Origin of the sequence: Aquibacillus halophilus (genome assembly GCF_009649745.1) — a bacterium.
In the GTDB taxonomy this organism is placed as follows: Bacteria; Bacillota; Bacilli; order Bacillales; family Amphibacillaceae; genus Aquibacillus; species Aquibacillus halophilus.
This window is the reverse complement of the sequence record NZ_WJNG01000012.1, coordinates 76,150-97,230: the sequence shown is the minus strand read 5'-3', so window position 1 is coordinate 97,230 and position 21,081 is coordinate 76,150. Positions and strand designations below refer to the sequence as shown.

The window sequence follows — 21,081 nt, the reverse complement described above, 5'->3', positions numbered from 1 at the left end:
GATCTGAAGTAACAGTTGTTGGTAATACTGGCGACTCTGGTAGCGATGCCGATGTAGTTTATCACACCGTTCAACCCGGTAACACGTTCAATGAAATTGCTAGTGTGTATGATGGTGTAACCGTTGATGAATTAATTGAAGCAAACCCTAACGTGGACATTTATTCATTAAACATTGGCTCTCAAGTAGCCATTCCACTTAACTAATAATGATGAAAAAAACCCTGCATCTCAATGAGATGCAGGGTTTTTGTTTTGGGACAAGGAGCCTGTCCCTATGTCCCACTTATCATTAACAAACCCTTTATATTTCTCGGAATATATTGGAAAAAACGTCCATCTTTAAAACACTCCGGTCATCTTCCCAAGCAATTCCTTTAAAATTGAATAAGTTAAAGGTAACCAATATGATTACAAGGAGTGAGCGAGAATGCCTTGTTTTAATGGATACCGATATTGTGGACCAAACTGTAGTGGGCCTGGTGCTCCGATAAATCAGCTTGATGCTATTTGTAGACAACACGATGCTTGTTATCGTAAATTTGGTCACTATTATTGTGATCAGGTATTTTTAAATCAAGTCAGACCTTATATAAATCAACGAAGTCAGATAGGAAGAGATGCTAGAACAATGTACCGCGCGATTAATTTGAAACGATCATTTTAAAATTGACTATCTTTTTAAGATTGATTAGATAATCACTATTGTTAACACAAACAGAATTCTACCCTTGTCGGTCTCTCAACCACTAGATGTACCTTCAGTTGATTCAGTTAATCTCGAAACGTGCTTTCATCGACTTAACGCTAAATAGAGTTTACGAGAATTTCAGATATAATTAAGTGTAATATCAGAGTTTTATCTTCTTCATCAGGATAAGTACCATATCAAAAAGGACTACCTCATCAGAAAAGAGATAGTCCTCATACTTTTACTATTGATAATTTGACATCTAAGAGTTATATTTACAGGAATAAAAAGGTTCTTTTTACCATTGCAATATACCCTTAGATTTTTTCTGCTAAATTAAATTAACCATTTTTCTTTTGTAACCAATCACGTGCAAAATCCACCATAAGTCTCTGTCCTATTAACTTACTTGTGGCGATTCCAACATTCTCACAATTTACTTCATAAACATCTTCGAATTCCTTGCCTAGCGCTTCGAATTGATCTGAATCATAATCAATCTCTTTGTACGTTTTCCATATGCGTGTGCCGTTTTCAAACATAGCAGTCCCCTTTTTAACCTTCTCTCTATCTTCTATATAATGCTCAGCAAAATGTAATGATGTATTACTGTCATGACCTACTCCTAACAATAATATGTGACCATCAAGTTCGTATATTTTGGCCAATGGAGACTTCGAACCAAATCCAGCCGATAATGGCTGTTCGGAAATAATGTGCCCCGCCTCTTTCCCCCATGCTGCAAATGAATAAGTTGGGTGGTTGCTCCTACTTACTTCTGGGAACTTTCGGAAAGTTTCTGCAATTACCCCCATACCTCTGACTGGGGTTACATTAGGATCAAAAGCAGGCATCTCTTCACGAATTATCGGCCACCAGTCTTTTGGTACAGGAGGCATTTGCCATGTCGATGGATCAGAGTTTTCAGGAGTTTGAGTAGGCATAACAATGGTACCTTCTTCACCAATGATATCCATCAATGCTTGAATTACCGCTGTAGGGCCTCCACACACCCATCCCAACGAACTAAGTGAAGTATGGACAATAACTGTCATTCCTTTTTCTAAGCCTAAATTTAAAAAGTCTTTATGTAAACTTGACCTCGTATTTGGTTTTATCATCTGTTTTATTGATTGTTCCTCACTCATTGTTAACCTCCGAAGGACTATTTTATAATTACTACATTATTATACAGATTAATTACTGAAATTTAACCTTTTTATCATATAAAAATTAGTATTTAAAATTAATAGATAAAGTGCCAGGTAAATTGGATATAAGCTTGAACAAGAAAATAAAAAGCTGTTGCGTATCCAAGGTTAAAACCAAAACCATTTTTCAAAATACTAAGTCCATTCGAGGAACTTAATACGATAATCGGTAAAATAAAAGGTGACAATACAATCGAAATGACACTACCTGACGTCATTGATAATACAACAAGTTCAGGTGGATAGGAGAGAACAACATTCTGAAGAATACCTGCCACTAGAACAATAACCGTTAACGGACCAAGTCCCAAGAACCCTAAAAAAATCACGGTAAAAGGTAAAATAACTAGAAAATTTAAAAAGGGAACCGCCTGCTCAATATAAAATAGTCCATCTACTAAATACCGACCAAATCCAGATTGATTAACTGAAAAAATCAATACGCCAGCAGCCAACAACAAGCTAAATTGCTGTGATTTAAATTTAATTTCATTGACCAAATAATCTTTTGACAGTGAAACTAATTGCTTGGTTCTTCCTTTATAAAAAAAATAAGCAAATGTCCAGATTAAAATCATTGGCGGAATAAGGACTAGTAATCCCCAACCCATCACTATATGCAAAATAAAAATCGTACTAAATAGCGAAATAAAAATGAAAACAAATTCAGTTGTTAACCGTATCCACTTTGTTCCTGGGTTTGATTTGTGGACAAGTTTATTTATCTCTTCACCAATATCTGCTGTGATGTTAGCGCCATATCTTTTCTCTTTATACGAAGTAAACAAAACAGAAAGAAAAATTCCCGCTAACGAAATAAAGAACCCTTGCACAATAGTCCAGATTAACGGTGCACCTAGATGGTCTAATGCAAATGCAAAGCTTGGAATACTTATCACCCATAGAGTAGTCAGTGCGAAGGAGCGAAGTAGTGCTGTTCCTTTAAAATATTCCCATGCTTCGCTGTTTTTGTTTGTGAAAAAATCGTTAATAAATTGATACATCATTGGAATTGCACCAAATAATAAAAAGTAAGAAATAATTTGATTTACTACCATAATACCCATGTGAAACTTCTTGCTCGTATTAAGCATTTTATGGGCTACATTCATTATTCCATCAATATAAGGTTCTTCTCTCAGTATCCAGCCGATAATTGGAACAATCAACAACAAAGCGATTAAACTACTCATCTGGAAGATGCCTTCCATTAAAAGTGTAAACAGAGAACCACCAGACATGAGTTGAATAATGATCGCGGTGACAAATAAAAATATCGGTATCAAGAATGACTTTAATGGAAGAAAAATGCAGGCAAAAATAATTGTTGCTATCCCAGAACAAGAAAGTATTAGTAGACCGATTTCAGTTAAATGAAGGTAGGTTATATAGTGCATCAGAGTATAAATACAGATTGAAACTGTAAAGCCGATTGCCGCGAACTGTTTCATTTCCAAAACTCCTTGGTTTCACTTTTGGTTCCCTACATCAAATTTTTATATCACACGATAACCGTCTTTATGGATTTATTTTAACAAACAAAACCCGAACAATGTGTCTTTAAAGACCACTATCCGGGTTAAACTTCCTGGTTTTATATAACAGTTTTAGCTATATTCTTTCATATACCCATAGACAGCACCTAATAGGTTAGCATTCTGACGAAATTTACACGTGTCAATGTTTGGTTTAATTTTAGCTAGATCAATAATAGTCATGATTTTATCAAGTTTCTCATTTATTCGGTCAATTAAATCGTCTCTTGCACTAATACCTCCACCAATTAAAATAACCTCTGGGTCATAGATGTATTGTAGGTTGTAAATCCCTACGGCCAAAAAATGGTAAAAACGATCTAACGCATCCATACAGATTTGATCCCCTGCTTCGGCCAATTCAAAAATATTTTCTCCTGAGAGTGATTCAAAATCAACATGTTTTTGCTTAGCAACGTACTTGACCAATGCTTTAGTTGATGCGATTCTACTCCATACATCATCACTACTCTCAAGGTCAGTAGTTAATAACATGTAGCCAAACTCTCCACCGTGCAGGTTGTCACCTTTATGTATTGTTCCATCTTTTATTACAGCTCCACCAATCCCTGTACCAATAACCATTACGAGAACATTTTGTTTACCTTTAGCAGAACCATTCCAAACTTCGGCATATCCGGCACAATTCGCATCATTCTCCAAATAAACCGCTTTACCTGTACGCACTGCTAATAGTTTCTTTATATTTGGACCATGTATAAAAGGTATCGCACTTGATCCTTTAATAATTCCTTCATCAGAAACAGCACCTGGTGCGCTTACTGCAATTCCTTCAGTATTAGGATGTTGTTTACTAATTAAGTCTAAAGTGTTTAGTAATTCTTCCAATGTTTTTGGTGTTATCACTTTGTCATTTTCTAAGATCTCGGCATTTTCCCCGATGATTCCGTACTTAATGAATGTTCCACCAATATCAAAGGATAAATAATTTTTCATACCATCACGTCCGTCTTTGAATTAGTGACTAGTTAGCAGCCGCTACAAGTTTCCTTGCTTTTTCTTCAATCTCAGCTAAACTACCCTTTGTTAAAGAACCACCAACTCCAACGGAAATCGCTCCTGCACTAAACCATTCTTTAATATTCTGTTCATTAACCCCACCAGTAGGCATAATCTCTAATTGTGGAAGTGGTCCTTTAAATTGGTTAATAGCTTGTGGTCCGTAAATACTACCAGGAAAAAGCTTAATAATCGAGCAGTCATATCTTAACGCGTCTCGCATCTCCGTAACAGTCATACATCCAGGCAAATAAGGAATTTGATATAGATTGCACAATAAAGCCGTATCTTTATCAAAAGATGGGCTCACAATGAATTGTGCTCCATTTTGAATTGCAATTTTTGCAGTAACTTGATCAAGGACCGTACCGGCACCGATTGACTTTTCAGGATAGGTAATTGCCAGGTCGGCAATTGCTTGCTCTGCTTGAGGAGTAGTAAAAGTCAATTCAATACTATTAATGCCACCTTTTAGACAGGCCTTTGCTTGATCAAGAGCTTCTTCTTTGGAGTCTGCACGAATAACAGCGACTACCTTTGCATCAACTAGCTTCTGAAGATATTTATATTTTTGCATGTAAATAAAAACTTCCTTTCCTGTGGTTTATTATTAATGAATATATTTTCCCCATTTTAACTAGTCCAAACCTAGCAGATCTTTGCTTTTTACCAAGGAGCCTGAGCTAGTAGCGTACAAGAAATCGAAACAATTCATAAAGATTGGTTCAAACGTAATCATTGCATTACCAATTGTTGTTGTATTTTTCACAGTGTTACCCATAACTATATCATTATATATAACTCGTCGAAAGTATTAAAAGATGGTTCACTGAAAATTAAGCCAGCGAAGCATCTAATAACTCTGAATACAGCAAGGACTACTGTTTTTTGGGCTCCGGATAGTCGACTCCTTTTGTATCAACTACTACTGATTTCATTCGTTGATCTTCCAATGGTTTATCGTCTCTCGGATCCTTGTCCGCAGCGACAATTGCGTCGACAGTTTCCATTCCTTCGATAACCTGTCCAAATGAAGCATAGTCACCGTCTAGATGTGGCGAATCTGCTACCATAATAAAGAACTGCGATCCAGCAGAATTAGGATCTTGTGATCGTGCCATCGAAAGCACACCTCGATCATGCACTAAATCATTAGTAAAACCGTTTGATTCAAATTCACCAGCAATCGCATAGTCTGGTCCACCCATACCAGTTCCCTCAGGATCTCCACCTTGAATCATGAATCCTGGAATAACACGATGAAAGATTAAACCATCATAAAAGCCGTCTTCCACAAGTGAAATGAAATTAGCAACAGTGTTAGGTGCAATTTCCGGATATAATTCGATTTTAATTTCTTCTTCATTTTCCATAGTAATTGTAACTATTGGGTTTTCTTCAACAGTGGGGTATTCCATTTTTTCTTCTTTTGTTGATTCGTTTGTTTGTTCTACTTGGTTCTCTTGAGTCTCTTGATTCTCTGACTGTGTGCCACACCCTGTTATGATAGCCACTAACAGAAATATTCCTGTGCAAATAAATAAATATTTCGATTTTAATACAACGTGTTTCATTTGAATCCTCCTGGAGATAAATCACTCGATTTTTGACTTCATTATTATATCATGTTAGGTGTGTAAAAGGGACTAATCCTCTAATAGGAAAAGTCCCTTTTTCTACTAATCATTATACTTCATGTTCAAGTAACTCTATTCTTTAGTGAATTCTTTTGTACTTCTTACTGTATCAATCGGTCGAACATAATTTTCAATTTCTTCACGTTTTGGTTCAAGCAACGGAGGCAATGATAATTTTTCTCCTAAAGTTTCATAAGGTTCATCGTCCATAAAACCTGGACCATCCGTAGCAAGTTCAAATAATATTTGTGGTGCCACTCTCGTATAAAGTGATTTAAAGAAGAAACGATCAACAAAACCAGATGTTTGAAATCCAAATTTACGATACCATTCATCCCAACGATCTAATGCCGCGCGATCTTCAACACGGAAGGCAGCATGGTGAACTGTACCATAGCCTTGTTGTGCTTGTGGAAGTATTCTGTTATGTTCCACTACTACTTGTGAACCATTTCCACCTTCACCAGTTTCAAATAGATGAAAGGATCCATCCTTATCAATTTCGTTAAATAGTAATACTTTTTCCATCATTTCTTTAAAATAATCAAATTCAACAATCCGAACGAATATTGGACCTAACCCAGTAATAGCATACTCTAGTGGAATAGGACCTTTCTGCCATGGAGTACCTGGCTCAACACCTTGGTTATTTTCATCTGAAATTAATTGATAACTTTGTTCATCGAAATCAACAAAGGAAAGTGTTTTCTTACCAAATTGTTGTTTAACACCGGTATGCTTTACTTCTAAACGATCAAACCTTTTCACCCAATAGTCCAATGCAGCATCACTTGGCACACGGAAAGATGTCTTAGAAATTTCGTTTGTACCATGGACACCTTTGGGAATCCCAGGAAAGTCAAAGAAAGTCATATCTGTCCCTGGACTACCTGTGTCATCAGCAAAGAATAAATGATACGTTTGGATATCATCTTGGTTAACCGTTTTTTTAATTAGACGCATTCCTAATACATAAGTGAAAAACTCATAGTTCTTTTCTGCACTACTTGTAATAGCAGTTACGTGGTGTATTCCTTTTAATTCATCCATATTTAAAACCCTCCAAATAGTAAACTTCAAAATATGATTTACTTTCTGTATCTTGTCTTTATTTTTCTATCGTAGGCTCTTTTCTTTCGATTTAAATCCTTATTGAAAATTATCTTTAATTCAAGATAATGTAACACAGAACAAAAAATACTGTCAATCAGATAGGTCTCAATTTTCTCCCTTAAAGACTACGCTAATATGTTCACAATAAGAGTAAATAAAACTCATTATTTGTTAACCTTATGGACAATATAAATTAAAAGGAGGGATAGTATGGGACAGAACCATCAATTTAATCCTGGTCAAAAAGCACCAAACAATGGTATCTATGTTGAGATTGGTGAAACAGGAAGTACTGTACTCGATCCGCAATCAGTAAAGCTTGAAGCTGGAGATGAATTTCCTGAGACATCGAACAAAGATCGGAAGTGGATGCCCAAACGTAAACCATAAATCAAACAAATAATCATTATCAATAGAGTTAGGCACCATCGTGGATTTTTTATCCAAACGAAGGTGCCTAATCTTTGTTTTTATGGGCAGTTCTTGTACTCAAATTTTCGATAACCATGGTCCTAACAGATTAAATTGAAAGTCGAAATGCTTTAACAATAATGCCATCATCTGCTGGTTCAAAATCATATTGTGGCAAACGTTCAAAACCGATTCGTTCATACAATTTTATTGCACTTTCCATGAACGATCCAGTGTGTAAGCCAATATAATCGAAGCCTTTCAATTTTGTACGGTTTATACATTCGTTAATTAAGGCTGAGGCGATGCCTTTACCTCTAGCTTCAGGTGATACAGCAAGTACTCGAATTTCCGGATAGTCGAGTTCATCGACATATCCTTGATAGGCATCTGTATTGGCAGGAAATAATGCCACACTCCCTACGATTTCTCCACCCAGTTCAGCAACAATTAGCTCAACACCATCCTGTATATCTGCATCTGACGATATTGCTTGCTTCAACGCTTGCCAGTGTTGATCAGGAATAGCTTTCGCATGCTCACTATATGCTTGAACTCTTTGGTTCCGAATCAATTCTATTTCACGTTTGTTTGCATTCCGTATATTCACTTCTTATCGCCCCTACTACTTGAATTTCATTAATAGATTAGAAATTTTTCTTCTTTCTTGCTTAACATATGTCGGTTATGTGGTAAATCCCAGCATGATAAATCCGGGCCTTTTGGTAATATCTTATCATCATCTTTATCGGGATTAATCGTAATTGATAAATGATAATGAAGCTTTATGGCATCAAAATCAGTTGTATCCCCAAACCCCGGTGTTTGATATAAGTCACGAACATAACCCCATAAATTAGTGAATTCACGAATTAAGTTTCGATTTGTATTAAACGCATTGTAATATGCAACATCAAATCGGACTAACGTGGTATAGAATCGGACATCTGCATCGGTAATGAAATCTCCAAATAAGAAACGTTTATTAGCTAAACGATTTTCCAATTCATCTAATCGATTAAATAACTGGTCATAAGCCTGTTCATAGGCCGCTTGTGACGCTGCAAAGCCACACTTATAGACACCATTATTAACATCATTGAAGATTACATCATTTATTTCATCAATTTCCTGACGCAATCGTTCTGGATATAAGTCTGGTGCATACTGTTTATGGAGTGGTGACCAGATGGTTTCAAAATAGTTTGTTAAATTAAAGTAATCATTATTTACAGCTTTGTTATTGTTTAAATCAACCATTACTGGTACTGTTGGACGACCCGTGTACTCTGGATCGGTTTTTTTGTATATTTCACTTAAATTTCTTATCCCAAGTACAGGGTCCACTCCCTTATCATCTAAAGAGAATTCCCAGTCGACATGTCCGACTTTCGGGCGCATTGGACTCACCGTACCCAAGCTTATGACATCGTCTAATCCAAGTACTTTACGAACAATTACCGAACGATGTGCCCATGGGCAAGCAGCAGACCATATTAGACGATAACGATCCGCCTCTACTGGTAGTTCCCCCGCATTGTTTCCAAATGGCGTTGAAAATCTATTTTTTTGACGTTTAAAGGAGCCATCCTTTGTAATTTCACTAGACTTTTTAGTTGTAGTGCTTATCATTTCTTTTTCATTTTCTGTCACTTTCATCCACCCTTTGTTTAATTATAGTTCCACGTTAACTATCAAAAACTATTCCATTTTTAAAAAACAATAGACATAACTATTATTGTTCGTCACCCTTTCTTCCACATTATCCCGAATCTGTATATTTTAATTTTAACATTAATCTGTTAATTCTCTTAAAGCTTTGATTCAAAGACTACCTAGTGAGTATATAATCATACTTAATAAAAAAAACAATACAAACTTTCCTGTTGCTCGTTTGAATTCCCATCGTTATAATAATCGTATCGTTTAATTCGTAAAAGGAGGGTACTGTCCATGCCTATTAACGTTCCTTACTCAATGCCAGCAAGAGAAATTTTGGAAAATGAAAACATTTTTTTAATGGATGACAAACGCGCAGCTACCCAAGACATCCGTCCTTTAAATATACTTATTTTGAATCTTATGCCTGAAAAAGAAAAAACAGAGACTCAACTTCTGCGGTTGCTTAGTAATTCTCCTTTACAGGTCAATGTGCAATTTTTGCGTACAGAGACCTATGAATCAAAAAATGCAAGTAGGTCTCACCTTGAACAATTTTATAAAACCTTTTCACAAATCAAAGACCATCGCTACGACGGTATGATTATAACAGGTGCACCTATAGAACATTTACCTTTCGAACAGGTTGGTTATTGGAATGAATTAACAGAGATTATGGATTGGTCCATAAATCATGTTACCTCCGTCCTGCATATATGCTGGGGTGCACAAGCGGCTCTTTATTATCACTATGGAATTGGTAAATATCAATTGCCACAAAAGCTAACAGGAATTTTTAACCATCAGTTACAAAACGCTACCGTTAAACTGCTAAGGGGGATTGATGACGAATTCCTAGCTCCCCATTCCCGTTACACTGAAGTTTTTGAAGATGAGGTACTTGCCTGTGAGGATTTAATTTTATTATCATCATCAAAAGAAGCTGGACCTTTCATCATGATGTCTAAGGATGAAAAGCACGTAATGATTACCGGACATATTGAGTATGAAGCACTTACTTTAGCTGAAGAATACCAACGGGATATAACAAAAGGAATAGCATGCGATATTCCTAAGGATTATTTTCCGGGAAATAATCCAAACAACAAGCCGGTGAACCGCTGGCGTTCCCAAGCTTACCTCCTATTTTCTAATTGGCTAAATTACTACGTATACCAAGAAACCCCATACCAATGGAAATAACATCAGAGGTGTTTGTCCTTTAACTCCATAAGGACAAGCACCTCTGTTTCTTATTCCTTGTTGGGGAATAGTGTTATATGCTTAGTTTCAGTTTCAAAACTGACACACAACTTACGGAATGATTTTCAACTAATATGGGACCCTAACAGAGTACAAAATTTTAATAGGAGGATTTACTTATGCCACAAAATCAACAGCCACAACAAGCAGCTCAGCAGGCACAGCAGGCAATTCAACAAGCAGAGCAAGCAGTTCAACAAGCTACACAACAAGCAAATCCGCAGGCAATTCAGCAAGCACAACAACAATTACAACAGGCTACACAGCTGTTGCAACAAGCTCAAAATTCTGCTCAACCACAACAGCAACAGCAGTTTCAACAAGTTCAACAGCAATTGCAACAAGCGAATCAACAACTACAGCAAGCGGTTCAACAACAAAACCAACAACAATAATATGAACATGCGCCTTTTAATTCAAGGGCGCATGTTTTTCAATTCTAAATAATTTTTATACTTTAAAGATATTCTATAAACAATAAGAATTAAATGGAGGGATTTAATGCCTGCTTGGATACAAGCTATTTTATACATAACAGCCGCAATTGTTTTATTAAGATTTAGTGGAAAACGAACCTTATCTCAAATGACACCTGGCGAGGTAGTTATTATGATTGGAATTGGAACCGTATTAGTTCATCCTCTTAAGTCAGATAACTCATGGATCACTATCTATCACGGCGGACTAATAGTCCTTGGTTTAATTGTTATTTCACTTTTAATAATAAACATTCCCGCCCTTAGAAAATGGATTCTTGGCGAGCCGTTATTACTAATTAAAAATGGTGAAATTCTTTTACCTAATTTAAAGATAGCAAGGATGTCTGTCGATGAACTAAAAATGCGTCTGCGGATAAAAAAAGTAAATGAGGTCTCAAAAGTAATGAAAGCTACATTGGAAGTAAGCGGTGATATTGGACTTGAACTATTTCCAGAACACAATTACGTAACGAAAAAAGACTTTGAAAATTTTAGACAAGAGGTTTTATCACGTTTAAATCCAAACAATCAGGATGTATTTAAATATAAACCACCTTTAAATCAAAAGCAGAGTAATTTATTTAATCAAGTAGAAAAAGTTCAGGATAAAGATCCTTTGCAATAAGTGTTTATTAGTCAAAAAAAGCAACTGAGCAATTTCCAAAAAAGAAATTTCAATTTATGGATTTCGTTACTTCCATTTAAAATAAACGTGCTACCTTTTTAATCTATGACAACAAACTAGGCTCTTCTAATTCTACAACTTTTCATAGATAATCATGTTATGATATGAATGTAGTTTTTTAAAACAATGAGCTAGTAAAAGGAAGTGTTTGAATGGACATAAAGGAAGCATATACTATTCTAGGAGTTTCAGAACAGGCATCAATTAACGAATTAGAAGACCGCTTTTTTATTCTAATTAAGAGGGAAAAAACGGCCAGAGAAACTGACAGTCACGATTCGAACCACCATATAGACCTTGATCAATTAGATGAAGCATACAACCTAGTAAGAGCAAATATACTAGGTGATACTACTGAAGAATCAGAGAATTCAGATAGATCTTTACGAGGAAAGATAGATAATATTCTTTATCACTATAAATTTCACATCATAGGTGGGATCTTTCTGCTTTTAATAGTTGGATCATTCCTATTTACTATCGTTAATCAACAAATAGAGAAGGCTAGATTAGGTGAACAAGTGCCTCCAGCTTTAACTATTGTCTTACTTGGAGAGTATCAAAGTGAAGATCTGACTCCACTTCAAGACCATTTAGCAAGCCTTTTTCCTGAATGGGAAAGGATTAAACTAGACTTATTGTATACACCAAAAGAGTCAAGATCTCAACAGGATTACGGTACAGTCATAAAAAACCAAGTAACCTTAACGCAAGCGAACCCGGATATTTTAATTGTTGATAAGCACCAATATGATCAATTAGTTGATCTTGGATCATTCCTTTCACTAGATCAACTTTCTGAAGATTTAGCAGGGAAAATAGACAATGAAGGTTTACTCTACCATCAATCAGAGGATGATGAAGAGCAACATTTATACGGAATAAACATTTCAACTAGCGAAATATTTAATAATACCGATATTTCAGGTGAGAAAATCATCACTATTATCGATGGAACAAACAAACCAGATAATGCATTCTTGTTTATAAATAGAGCAACAGAAAGCATGAATTAAAAGCTGATTATTCCTACTGGGAAGAACGTCTGCTAATTCTTGTTTGATAACTTTTAAGAATATTATTGTATGTAAAAAAGCTTGGGAATCCCAATCCCAAGCTTTTTATATTGATGCTTTAAATAAAGAGAAGTCACTTATTTGATGCTAACTTTCCCTCAGCCACGCTTCAATAGACGAGGCTATTTCTAGTGTTTATCAGCTTCTTTAATTACTTCAACGTAAAATTTAATTGCATTTACAAAGTTTTCTACGCTTAGATGCTCATTCGTTCCATGCATTCGCTTTAAATCTTCTGATGTTAAAAGTACAGGTAAAAAACGATAGGTATTTTCAGATATTTTATCATAATGCTTGGCATCTGATCCTGCAAACATAAGATATGGAGCTATCACCGATTGTGGATAAACATTTCTACTGGCTTGTTGAATAGCTTCAAACTGCCATCCCTTTGAAGATGAGACTTGTGACGCTTCACTTCCACTAAGTTTCACTTCGATCTCATCATCATCGATTGTTTCTTCTAGAAACTGTTTAACATCCTCTAAAGACTCACCAGGCATCACACGTAAGTTCACAATTGCAGTTGCTTTTTCCGGTAAGGCATTATATTGCTCACCGGCTTGGAAAATTGTAGGGGCAATTGTTGTTCGAATTAATGCTGCTGAGGCAGGCTGCTTTAATAAAATGTTTTCAATTACTGGTTCAAAAATTGCTTTATTGGCAAAAATGTATTTCATCCCAATCCCCATCTCTGGAGTGACAAATTCAAATAAATCCTCTCCAGGTCCTCTAAGATCCGCTTTGAATTGTGTATCCTCTAATTTAGCAATTGCTTTGGAAATCCTACCAATATTTGTATGATCTTTTGGCTGAGATGAATGTCCCCCACTACCTTCAATACTTAGTTCAGCCGTTGCAGAGCCTTTTTCTGAGACACCTACAACACCTACAGGACTTTCCACACCAGGAACCATGTTTTCAACAATTGCACCACCTTCATCGAGCACAAAATCGAACCTAACATTTCTTTCCGTTAGTGTTTCTACAATTGCTTTGGCACCTTCCTCGCCACCAATTTCCTCATCAAATCCAAACATGAAATACATGTCTCTGACCGGCGAATATCCCTCTTGTAGTAAGTATTCTACAGCCTCCATGATTCCAATAACTCCAACTTTATCATCTAGTGCACCTCTTCCCCAAATTAAACCGTCTACCACATTTCCACTGTAAGGGGGCTGCTCCCAGTTTGATTCTGTACCCTCTAAAACAGGAACGACATCATAGTGAGCAGCTAGGCCGATCGGATTCTTAGAAGCATCAGCACCCGTCCATTTAAAAATAAGGGCATAATCATTAACCAGTTCTACTTCTAACTGTTCATGAACGAGTGGATAACTAGTTCCTAAAAAAGATATAAATTCCTCAAACACGGGATAATCGAATTTAGTTCTGTCTTGATAGGAAACTGTTTGATAAGTGATTGATTCGGTAAACCGATCAACCGCTTGACTCTCATTAATTGTCACTTGGGTTACTTTAGATGCAGGCTGTTTTGATTTTACAGCGAAAGTATTGAAAGCGGTTACAATTAGAAAAATAATAATAATACTCCCAATAAATATGCCAATCAATTTACGTTTTTTCAATGTACATTCCCCCGTCCCTTGTAATATGTACTTCGCTAGTTTGAGAACACATTCAAAAATGAATGATTATTCATTTTATTATATCATAATAATTAAGCGTCTAATTCTTTTTTTTCATAATAATTAAGCGTCTAATTCTTTTTTTATTAAATGTTCTTCACTATTGATCCGTAAATAAAAAAAGCGGTGGATCTATTTCAGAACCACCACTTTTTCATTTACTAGATACCAAAGATATCTATTCGCTTGGACACCACATTATTCTTTTATACCGTGTAACCACTCACTATAACAATCGACACAAAGCGTTTCCTCTCGTTCCAGCTCATTATGGAAAAAATTAATACGGCGTAATCCGTTTTCTGTTAGTGAATCATCACAATAAAAACATTGATAATTGTCCGCCACGTTTTACCTCTCCTCAAAAATTAAATTTCTTTATTTTTCTCCTATTTGAGAAAAATCTCTCTTTGAAAATTAATCCAAAAGAAAAATATTTTTAAATAGTGTACATTATAGGTAGAAGTGATTTAATTAACGCCGAGTATATATAGGTAAGAAAGGAGCATGACCAATATGTACGAACTTAAAACAAAAGAAAACGACAACAGTGTGATTACTTTTATTGAAAATGTTGACAGTCCCAAAAAACGTGAAGATGCTTACCGATTATTAGATATTTTCACAGAAACTACAGGTTATAAAGCAAAGATGTGGGGTCCTAGTATCATTGGGTTTGGTGCTTATCATTATAAATATGAGTCTGGACATGAAGGGGATGCTCCATTAGTCGGTTTCTCTCCTCGCAAGGCAAAGATCAGTCTATACTTTGCTACAGGGGACACTGAACGTGGGGAACTACTAGAGGAATTTGGAAAACATACATCTGGAAAAGCCTGTGTCTACATAAATAAAGTAGCAGATATTAATGTTGATGTACTAAGCACGTTAATTAACCAATCCGTGAAATTTTTAAGAGAAACCTATCCTGATTAACAATACAAAGGGCATTACGAGGAAAAGGAAGGATGCCTTCTGAATGACAAAAAACATCCAATCCTCTAAATTCCAAAAGTATTGCCACCATTTACGGAAATAGATTGACCAGTAATAAATTTTGCCTCATTTGAAGAAAGAAATGCTACAGCATTCGCAATATCAATAGGTTCACCCATTTTTTGAAGGGGTACATTTTTTTTATAACTACTGGGGTCTACATTACCATGTCTTTCAACTGGGATGAATCCAGGATTTATTAAATTAACAGTTATCCCTAGTGGACCTAATTCACTTGCCCAGGAACGTGTCATACCAATTTGTGATGATTTTGCCGTTACATAATTTCCGAAATTAGGATTACCTAACTGAACCACTTCGCTGCCAATATTAATAATTCTACCTTCCATTTTCTTTTTCATTCCTGGTAAAATCGTTTTAGTTAATAATAATGGGGCTTTCACAAAGTACTCCAATTGATTTAAATAGTCTTGCCATGTGCTTTCTTCAATGGATAGTTCCGGTTGTGGACCCGTGGCATTGTTTACTAAGATGTCAATCGTTCCACCTGTCTTTTCCTCTGCCTCACTTATAAGTCTTTGTACTTCGTCTTCATCTGTAATGTCACCTTTAACAGTGATAGCTTTCCCAGCATTTGACTTTATCAAGTCAACAGTCTCTTGTGCAGATTCTTGGTTATTTGCATAGTTTACAATAACCATTGCTCCTGATTCGGCTAATGTTAAGCTAATAACCTTTCCAAGTCCTCTTGAGCCACCAGTAACTAGTGCAATCTTCTCATTTAAATTATGACTAATAGCTATTCACTCCATTTTCTTCAAACTGTGTTGACTGTTATTCCATAGGAAAAGCACCTGCGACATTATAATCCTTTAAATCAAGTTCAGTTGGTCGACCTAGTGCTAATTTGGAGAGCTCTGCACCAAGATATGGACCGCTTGTTAGACCAGAAGCTCCAAGTCCATTGGCAACAAGTAATCCATTAACATTTGGTACTGGGCCAATGACTGGTAGGTACCCGGGGGTAAAAGGCCTGAATCCTACTTTAGTTTCGATATAAGTGGAGGTTGCTAAGCCTGGAGCCACTCTCAAAGCTTTATCAATAATTTCATATACCCCTGCCATATTTACCCGTGAATCAAGTCCTGCATGATCTTCATGGGTTGCCCCTACAACAACTTTGCCATTTTCAAAAGTTAGCATGTACTGATTATAGGGAGGTAATACCACTGGCCAGTTACTAGTATCTGTCTTAGGCATTTCAAGATGGACGATTTGTGCCTTTTGAGAGGTGACAAGAAAATTCATTCCTAGCGGCGCAAGCAATTCTTTTGACCACACGCCACCTGTTACAATAACTTTATCCGCCTCATAGTTTTTCGTGTCTACTCGTACACCTGTAATTGTATTTCCCACAAATTCTAGAGAAGCATTTCCAGTAATAAAAGTTGCTCCACTTCTTATTGCACCCCGAATCAATGCATCACGTAAAGCACCACCATCTACACGTGCAGCCCCACTTATGTGGACTGCTCCGTATTGCTCAGATAAAGGGGGAAATAATGCCTTCGTTTGTTCAGGGGATAACTTAGTAACCTCACCCATTTCGGGATTAGCTTCCTTCCGTTTTAGTGCAAATTCCATTTTTCTGTCTAACTTTTCTTCTGTATCAAAAATATTTATGGCACCTACTCTGGCATAACCTGTTTTGGTCTCCCCTGCTGCTTCAAGCTCCTCAATCAGGGTAGGATAGTATTTTGCTCCACCTGTAACTAATTGGTACCAAGCTTTATTACGACGATTGGTTAACCATGGACATACAATACCCGCTGCTGCATTCGTAGCCTGTCCCTTGTCATTTCGATCAACTATCGTTACCGAAGCACCGTGTTTAGCAAGATGATATGCTGTCGATGCACCGAGGATTCCAGCCCCTATTACGATATATGTTTTCATGTTTAACACCTTTTTCGTTTCATTATGTATTTAGCAATTGTACAGGATTGAAGTGCCTGCATCAATTTTAAAGGATATCTTTACTGTTCGTAACAAATTACTGATTTTCATATAAAAACCCCAAGGAGTTAACCTTGGGGTTTCGTTCTATTCTTTGTAAGTTAAACACTGCAATTAGATTTCCTCTTGCTGGATGCTTACAATGTGATTGTATGTCCTAGATCTTTATATTCTGGAACTGGATTATTCGCTTCATAAAGCAAAGTATCTAACTCATCTACATAATCTTTAATTTGTTGGTCTGACCAATTTAGTCGTTTTGTCATATAGCTTATGACCGAGTCTTTATTCATTCTCACCCAGTCGATATCGAAAAATAATGCTCCTGTTCGACGAATAAAGAAATCAACTGGTTTGTAGCATAGCTCATAATCAATGGCGTAGCGAACCTTAGCATATAATAGTAAATCTAGCTGTACTTCTTTTGCTTGTTCTTTTTCATTTTGGTATATCTCATAGATTCTTGAAATATTTGATCCATAACGTTGGATAAGAAGTTTTGCATCTGTCTCAGATATGCCATTTTTTTTAGCTTCTGCAACTTTATCGGCAATAAAAATTTTAAAGCCTTGAGAACCTCCAACATCTCCACCTGAAATAGGGAGATGTTTCGTTGACACATACGAATAGGTTATGTCTTCCGTTTTCTTTAAGTTTTTCGTTATTAAATTGATAATGCTTTCAGCCATTTTTCGATAGCCTGTTAATTTACCACCCGCAATTGAAATAAATCCAGAATCCGATATAAAAATTTCATCTTTCCTAGAAATTTCTGATGGATCTTTACCTTCTTCGTATATCAAAGGACGGAGACCTGCCCAGCTCGATTCAACGTCCTCCACACCAATAGTAAGATGTGGAAACATTAACTTAATAGCATTCAAAACATAATCACGATCCGCTTCAGTCATGGTTGGATGGGCGATATTCCCCTCATAAACCGTGTCCGTGGTACCCACATATGTTTTACCTTCACGTGGAATAGCAAAAACCATTCTTCGATCAGGGGTATCAAAATATAGTGCCTGTTTTAAGGGGAATCTTTCTCCATCAAATACTAAATGAATACCTTTTGTTAACCTCAATCTCTTACCTTTTTTGGAGTGATCCTTTTCTCTTAATTTATCTACCCAAGGACCAGCAGCATTCACAATGTTTTTCGAATAAATACTACGCTTAGTTTGATCAATTTGATCTTCAACTTCGACACCTATTACCTTACCGTTTTCATAAATCATCTGTTCTACTTTGGCATAGTTAAGAGCTAATGCACCTTTTTCAACTGCTTTTTTCATTACTTCTAAAGTTAATCGAGCATCGTCTGTCTTATACTCCACATAGAAGCCAGCACCTTTTAAGTTATTCTCTTTTAACAATGGCTCTCGTTCCATTGCCTCTTCTTTACTGAACATTTTTCTTCGTTCAATTTTTTTAACACCTGCAAGGAAATCGTAAACTCGAAGACCTATATTGGTTGAAAAAGGACCGAATGTTCCACCCTTATAAAAAGGAAGCATCATCCACTCTGGTGTCGTTACGTGGGGACCATTTTCATATACAATCGCACGTTCTTTTCCTACTTCGGCAACCATTTTCACCTCAAACTGCTTCAGATAACGTAACCCACCATGAACAAGTTTTGTAGACCTACTTGAAGTACCAGCAGCAAAATCCTGCATATCTACTAAGGTTACTTTCATTCCTCTGTTCGCAGCATCTAAGGCGATACCGGCACCGGTAATTCCACCACCAATGACGATTAAATCATTGGTTTGGTTGCTCATTTTTTCGTAAATCTCTTTCCTTTGTAAACTTGAAAATGCCATAATTCATCGCCCCTTTGTGTATTGTAACGATGTTATTGCCCAATAATCTCCTCATCTCCATAGAAAACAACGCGGGGACAGAAAAAGAGACCACAAATATCTCTAAGGATATCTATAGAGTTTTGTGGCCTCTCATGTCTGCATACCATTCTATTAATTTGTGAACACAGTGCAAGATACATGAGAGATTTCCAGAAAAATTATTTAAACTTTCTTGTCGCTTCAACTGCTTTTTGCCAACCTGAATACAGTTGATCACTAGTTTCTTTGGACATCTCTGTTGTATATGTCTTTTCTTTCTTCCATTGCCTTGCAATTTCTTCACGATTGTCCCAAAATCCAACTGCTAAGCCAGCTAAATAGGCTGCACCCAACGCTGTTGTTTCACTTACCACTGGACGCTCGACTGGTACACCAAGAATATCACTTTGGAATTGCATTAAGAAGTTATTTTGTACAACTCCACCATCGACTCTCAAAGCTTTAAGTTCAATCCCTGAATCAGCAATCATAGCATCGAGTACATCCTTTGTTTGGTATGCAAGAGATTCTAGTGTTGCGCGGACAAAATGCTCTTTTGATGTTCCTCGAGTAATACCAAATACGGCGCCACGCGCATCACTATCCCAATATGGTGTGCCAAGACCGACAAATGCTGGCACCATATAAACACCATCGGTTGAATCAACCCTTGTTGCATAAGCTTCACTATCCTTTGCATCCTTGAACATACGCAGTCCATCACGTAGCCATTGAATAGCAGAACCTGCAACGAAGATACTTCCTTCCAATGCATACTCTACCTTACCATCTATCCCCCAAGCTAGCGTTGTTAACAAGCCATGCTCAGAAGGTACAGCTTTTTCACCAGTATTCATTAACATAAAACATCCAGTACCATAAGTGTTCTTTGCCATACCACTCTCATAACATGCTTGCCCAAATAATGCTGCTTGCTGATCACCAGCAACACCGGCAATCGGTACCTCATAACCAAAGAAATGGTAATCCATAGTGTGTCCATATATTTCTGAAGATTGATGGACCTCTGGAAGCATACTAGCTGGTACTGTTAAAATATCTAATAATTCCTGATCCCACTGTAAATCATAAATATTATACATTAGTGTACGGGAAGCATTAGAGTAGTCGGTAACATGTTTTTTACCACCAGTTAGCTTGTAGATTAACCACGTATCAATCGTTCCGAACATTAGATCTCCATTGTCCGCTTTTTCTCTAGCACCTTCAACATTATCTAATACCCATTTCACTTTAGTTCCAGAGAAATATGCATCAATTAGTAAGCCTGTTTTCTCTCTAAACAGGTCGTTGTGACCCTGGTCTCTTAGTTCCTTACAGATGCCGTCTGTTTGACGAGATTGCCAAACAAGTGCCTTATAAATAGGCTTGCCTGTATTTTTATCCCAAACTACTGTTGTTTCACGTTGATTAGAGATGCCGATGCCTTCTATTTGTGAAGGATCCACATCGCCCTTTCGCATTACTTCGGCAATGACTGCTAAAACTGACGTCCAGATTTCATTTGCATCATGTTCAACCCAGCCTGGCTTCGGGAAAAATTGCTCGAATTCATGTTGAGCAGTTCCTTTAATTTCACCGTCATGATTAAAGAGAATTGCACGCGAGCTTGTTGTTCCTTGGTCTATCGATAAAATAAACTTCTCCATATAAAATCCCCCTTAAACGTTTTTTTCTTCCACTTGATCTATAACTGTTCTACCCTTTTTCAACTCGGATGATGCTGTACAGAACAAATTTAAGACACAATAGCACTAAATACCCAGAAAAAAACATAACTTGATAGAATACAGATACCGCCCCATAACC

Annotated in this window: 22 protein-coding genes; 8 read left to right on the top strand and 14 right to left on the bottom strand. The window is 36.6% G+C overall.

The window, feature by feature from the left end; translation table 11 throughout:
- Window positions 1–206, top strand: a 206-nt coding sequence (locus tag GH741_RS14900) for a LysM peptidoglycan-binding domain-containing protein (protein ID WP_153737549.1), incomplete at its 5' end; no start/stop codon positions are given.
- 223 nt (window positions 207–429) lie between these two features.
- Window positions 430–666, top strand: a complete 237-nt coding sequence (locus GH741_RS14895; protein WP_153737548.1) for a phospholipase A2 family protein — start codon at window positions 430–432, stop codon at window positions 664–666.
- 365 nt (window positions 667–1,031) lie between these two features.
- Here the strand turns inward: GH741_RS14895 and GH741_RS14890 are convergent, their stop codons facing one another.
- The 6 genes from GH741_RS14890 to GH741_RS14865 all read right to left on the bottom strand — a co-directional run bounded on the left by GH741_RS14890 (window position 1,032) and on the right by GH741_RS14865 (window position 7,143).
- On the bottom strand, window positions 1,032–1,838 hold the full coding sequence (locus GH741_RS14890; RefSeq protein ID WP_153737547.1) for an AAC(3) family N-acetyltransferase: 807 nt from the start codon (window positions 1,836–1,838) through the stop codon (window positions 1,032–1,034).
- Window positions 1,839–1,936: 98 nt separating this feature from the next.
- Window positions 1,937–3,352, bottom strand: coding sequence for a hypothetical protein (locus tag GH741_RS14885; protein WP_153737546.1), 1,416 nt, complete (start codon window positions 3,350–3,352; stop codon window positions 1,937–1,939).
- A gap of 156 nt (window positions 3,353–3,508) precedes the next feature.
- Window positions 3,509–4,393 carry an ROK family protein gene (locus GH741_RS14880; protein ID WP_153737545.1) on the bottom strand — a complete coding sequence of 295 codons (885 nt, stop codon included), beginning with the start codon at window positions 4,391–4,393 and terminating at the stop codon, window positions 3,509–3,511.
- A gap of 28 nt (window positions 4,394–4,421) precedes the next feature.
- Window positions 4,422–5,033 (bottom strand): bifunctional 2-keto-4-hydroxyglutarate aldolase/2-keto-3-deoxy-6-phosphogluconate aldolase, encoded by a 612-nt coding sequence (locus GH741_RS14875; protein WP_153737544.1) that lies wholly within the window; start codon window positions 5,031–5,033, stop codon window positions 4,422–4,424.
- A 301-nt stretch (window positions 5,034–5,334) separates the two neighbouring features.
- Window positions 5,335–6,030: a peptidylprolyl isomerase gene (locus GH741_RS14870; protein WP_153737543.1), complete on the bottom strand. Its 696-nt coding sequence runs from the start codon at window positions 6,028–6,030 to the stop codon at window positions 5,335–5,337.
- Window positions 6,031–6,165: 135 nt separating this feature from the next.
- On the bottom strand, window positions 6,166–7,143 hold the full coding sequence (locus tag GH741_RS14865) for a ring-cleaving dioxygenase (RefSeq protein ID WP_153737542.1): 978 nt from the start codon (window positions 7,141–7,143) through the stop codon (window positions 6,166–6,168).
- A 273-nt stretch (window positions 7,144–7,416) separates the two neighbouring features.
- On the opposite strand from GH741_RS14865, the gene GH741_RS14860 reads away from it, so the two are divergent.
- Entirely contained in the window at window positions 7,417–7,596 is a 180-nt protein-coding gene (locus GH741_RS14860; RefSeq protein WP_153737541.1) for a YjzC family protein, read from the top strand.
- Window positions 7,597–7,726: 130 nt separating this feature from the next.
- On the opposite strand, the gene GH741_RS14855 is transcribed toward GH741_RS14860, so the two are convergent.
- Entirely contained in the window at window positions 7,727–8,227 is a 501-nt protein-coding gene (locus GH741_RS14855) for a GNAT family N-acetyltransferase (protein WP_338079470.1), read from the bottom strand.
- 29 nt (window positions 8,228–8,256) lie between these two features.
- Window positions 8,257–9,249: a glutathione S-transferase family protein gene (locus GH741_RS14850; protein WP_240795517.1), complete on the bottom strand. Its 993-nt coding sequence runs from the start codon at window positions 9,247–9,249 to the stop codon at window positions 8,257–8,259.
- 321 nt (window positions 9,250–9,570) lie between these two features.
- Here GH741_RS14850 and metA point away from each other — a divergent pair, with 321 nt between their 5' ends.
- The 4 genes from metA (at window position 9,571) to GH741_RS14830 (ending at window position 12,719) form a co-directional block, all read left to right on the top strand.
- On the top strand, window positions 9,571–10,479 hold the full coding sequence (gene metA / locus GH741_RS14845; protein WP_153737539.1) for a homoserine O-acetyltransferase MetA: 909 nt from the start codon (window positions 9,571–9,573) through the stop codon (window positions 10,477–10,479).
- Window positions 10,480–10,658: 179 nt separating this feature from the next.
- Window positions 10,659–10,934, top strand: coding sequence for a hypothetical protein (locus GH741_RS14840; protein WP_153737538.1), 276 nt, complete (start codon window positions 10,659–10,661; stop codon window positions 10,932–10,934).
- A gap of 106 nt (window positions 10,935–11,040) precedes the next feature.
- Window positions 11,041–11,643 carry a DUF421 domain-containing protein gene (locus GH741_RS14835; RefSeq protein ID WP_153737537.1) on the top strand — a complete coding sequence of 201 codons (603 nt, stop codon included), beginning with the start codon at window positions 11,041–11,043 and terminating at the stop codon, window positions 11,641–11,643.
- Window positions 11,644–11,855: 212 nt separating this feature from the next.
- A complete protein-coding gene (locus GH741_RS14830; RefSeq protein ID WP_153737536.1) occupies window positions 11,856–12,719 on the top strand; it encodes a hypothetical protein in 864 nt (287 codons plus the stop codon).
- 188 nt (window positions 12,720–12,907) lie between these two features.
- On the opposite strand, the gene GH741_RS14825 is transcribed toward GH741_RS14830, so the two are convergent.
- Window positions 12,908–14,371 (bottom strand): M20 family peptidase, encoded by a 1,464-nt coding sequence (locus GH741_RS14825; protein ID WP_153737535.1) that lies wholly within the window; start codon window positions 14,369–14,371, stop codon window positions 12,908–12,910.
- A gap of 258 nt (window positions 14,372–14,629) precedes the next feature.
- Window positions 14,630–14,779: a hypothetical protein gene (locus tag GH741_RS14820; protein ID WP_153737534.1), complete on the bottom strand. Its 150-nt coding sequence runs from the start codon at window positions 14,777–14,779 to the stop codon at window positions 14,630–14,632.
- A gap of 168 nt (window positions 14,780–14,947) precedes the next feature.
- Between GH741_RS14820 and GH741_RS14815 the strand changes: the two genes are divergently transcribed.
- A complete protein-coding gene (locus GH741_RS14815; protein WP_153737533.1) occupies window positions 14,948–15,367 on the top strand; it encodes a DUF1801 domain-containing protein in 420 nt (139 codons plus the stop codon).
- Window positions 15,368–15,432: 65 nt separating this feature from the next.
- Here GH741_RS14815 and GH741_RS14810 read toward each other — a convergent pair whose 3' ends face one another.
- From GH741_RS14810 to glpK, 4 genes are all read right to left on the bottom strand, one after another.
- Window positions 15,433–16,161 carry an SDR family oxidoreductase gene (locus GH741_RS14810; protein ID WP_338079475.1) on the bottom strand — a complete coding sequence of 243 codons (729 nt, stop codon included), beginning with the start codon at window positions 16,159–16,161 and terminating at the stop codon, window positions 15,433–15,435.
- A 61-nt stretch (window positions 16,162–16,222) separates the two neighbouring features.
- The gene (locus GH741_RS14805; RefSeq protein WP_153737532.1) at window positions 16,223–17,344 is read right to left on the bottom strand and encodes an NAD(P)/FAD-dependent oxidoreductase; all 1,122 of its coding nucleotides are present in this window, start codon (window positions 17,342–17,344) and stop codon (window positions 16,223–16,225) included.
- A 197-nt stretch (window positions 17,345–17,541) separates the two neighbouring features.
- Window positions 17,542–19,230 (bottom strand): glycerol-3-phosphate dehydrogenase/oxidase, encoded by a 1,689-nt coding sequence (locus tag GH741_RS14800; RefSeq protein WP_153737531.1) that lies wholly within the window; start codon window positions 19,228–19,230, stop codon window positions 17,542–17,544.
- Window positions 19,231–19,430: 200 nt separating this feature from the next.
- The gene (gene glpK / locus GH741_RS14795) at window positions 19,431–20,921 is read right to left on the bottom strand and encodes a glycerol kinase GlpK (protein ID WP_153737530.1); all 1,491 of its coding nucleotides are present in this window, start codon (window positions 20,919–20,921) and stop codon (window positions 19,431–19,433) included.
- Window positions 20,922–21,081 lie beyond the last annotated feature (160 nt).

Excerpts from the sequence above, each read along its gene's own strand:
- GH741_RS14895 (WP_153737548.1), top strand. The coding sequence starts at position 430 with ATGCCTTGTTTTAATGGATACCGATATTGTGGACCAAACTGTAGTGGG.
- GH741_RS14890 (WP_153737547.1), bottom strand. The coding sequence starts at position 1,838 with ATGAGTGAGGAACAATCAATAAAACAGATGATAAAACCAAATACGAGG.
- GH741_RS14885 (WP_153737546.1), bottom strand. The coding sequence starts at position 3,352 with ATGAAACAGTTCGCGGCAATCGGCTTTACAGTTTCAATCTGTATTTAT.
- GH741_RS14880 (WP_153737545.1), bottom strand. The coding sequence starts at position 4,393 with ATGAAAAATTATTTATCCTTTGATATTGGTGGAACATTCATTAAGTAC.
- GH741_RS14875 (WP_153737544.1), bottom strand. The coding sequence starts at position 5,033 with ATGCAAAAATATAAATATCTTCAGAAGCTAGTTGATGCAAAGGTAGTC.
- GH741_RS14870 (WP_153737543.1), bottom strand. The coding sequence starts at position 6,030 with ATGAAACACGTTGTATTAAAATCGAAATATTTATTTATTTGCACAGGA.
- GH741_RS14865 (WP_153737542.1), bottom strand. The coding sequence starts at position 7,143 with ATGGATGAATTAAAAGGAATACACCACGTAACTGCTATTACAAGTAGT.
- GH741_RS14860 (WP_153737541.1), top strand. The coding sequence starts at position 7,417 with ATGGGACAGAACCATCAATTTAATCCTGGTCAAAAAGCACCAAACAAT.
- GH741_RS14850 (WP_240795517.1), bottom strand. The coding sequence starts at position 9,249 with ATGATAAGCACTACAACTAAAAAGTCTAGTGAAATTACAAAGGATGGC.
- metA (WP_153737539.1), top strand. The coding sequence starts at position 9,571 with ATGCCTATTAACGTTCCTTACTCAATGCCAGCAAGAGAAATTTTGGAA.
- GH741_RS14840 (WP_153737538.1), top strand. The coding sequence starts at position 10,659 with ATGCCACAAAATCAACAGCCACAACAAGCAGCTCAGCAGGCACAGCAG.
- GH741_RS14835 (WP_153737537.1), top strand. The coding sequence starts at position 11,041 with ATGCCTGCTTGGATACAAGCTATTTTATACATAACAGCCGCAATTGTT.
- GH741_RS14830 (WP_153737536.1), top strand. The coding sequence starts at position 11,856 with ATGGACATAAAGGAAGCATATACTATTCTAGGAGTTTCAGAACAGGCA.
- GH741_RS14815 (WP_153737533.1), top strand. The coding sequence starts at position 14,948 with ATGTACGAACTTAAAACAAAAGAAAACGACAACAGTGTGATTACTTTT.
- GH741_RS14805 (WP_153737532.1), bottom strand. The coding sequence starts at position 17,344 with ATGAAAACATATATCGTAATAGGGGCTGGAATCCTCGGTGCATCGACA.
- GH741_RS14800 (WP_153737531.1), bottom strand. The coding sequence starts at position 19,230 with ATGGCATTTTCAAGTTTACAAAGGAAAGAGATTTACGAAAAAATGAGC.
- glpK (WP_153737530.1), bottom strand. The coding sequence starts at position 20,921 with ATGGAGAAGTTTATTTTATCGATAGACCAAGGAACAACAAGCTCGCGT.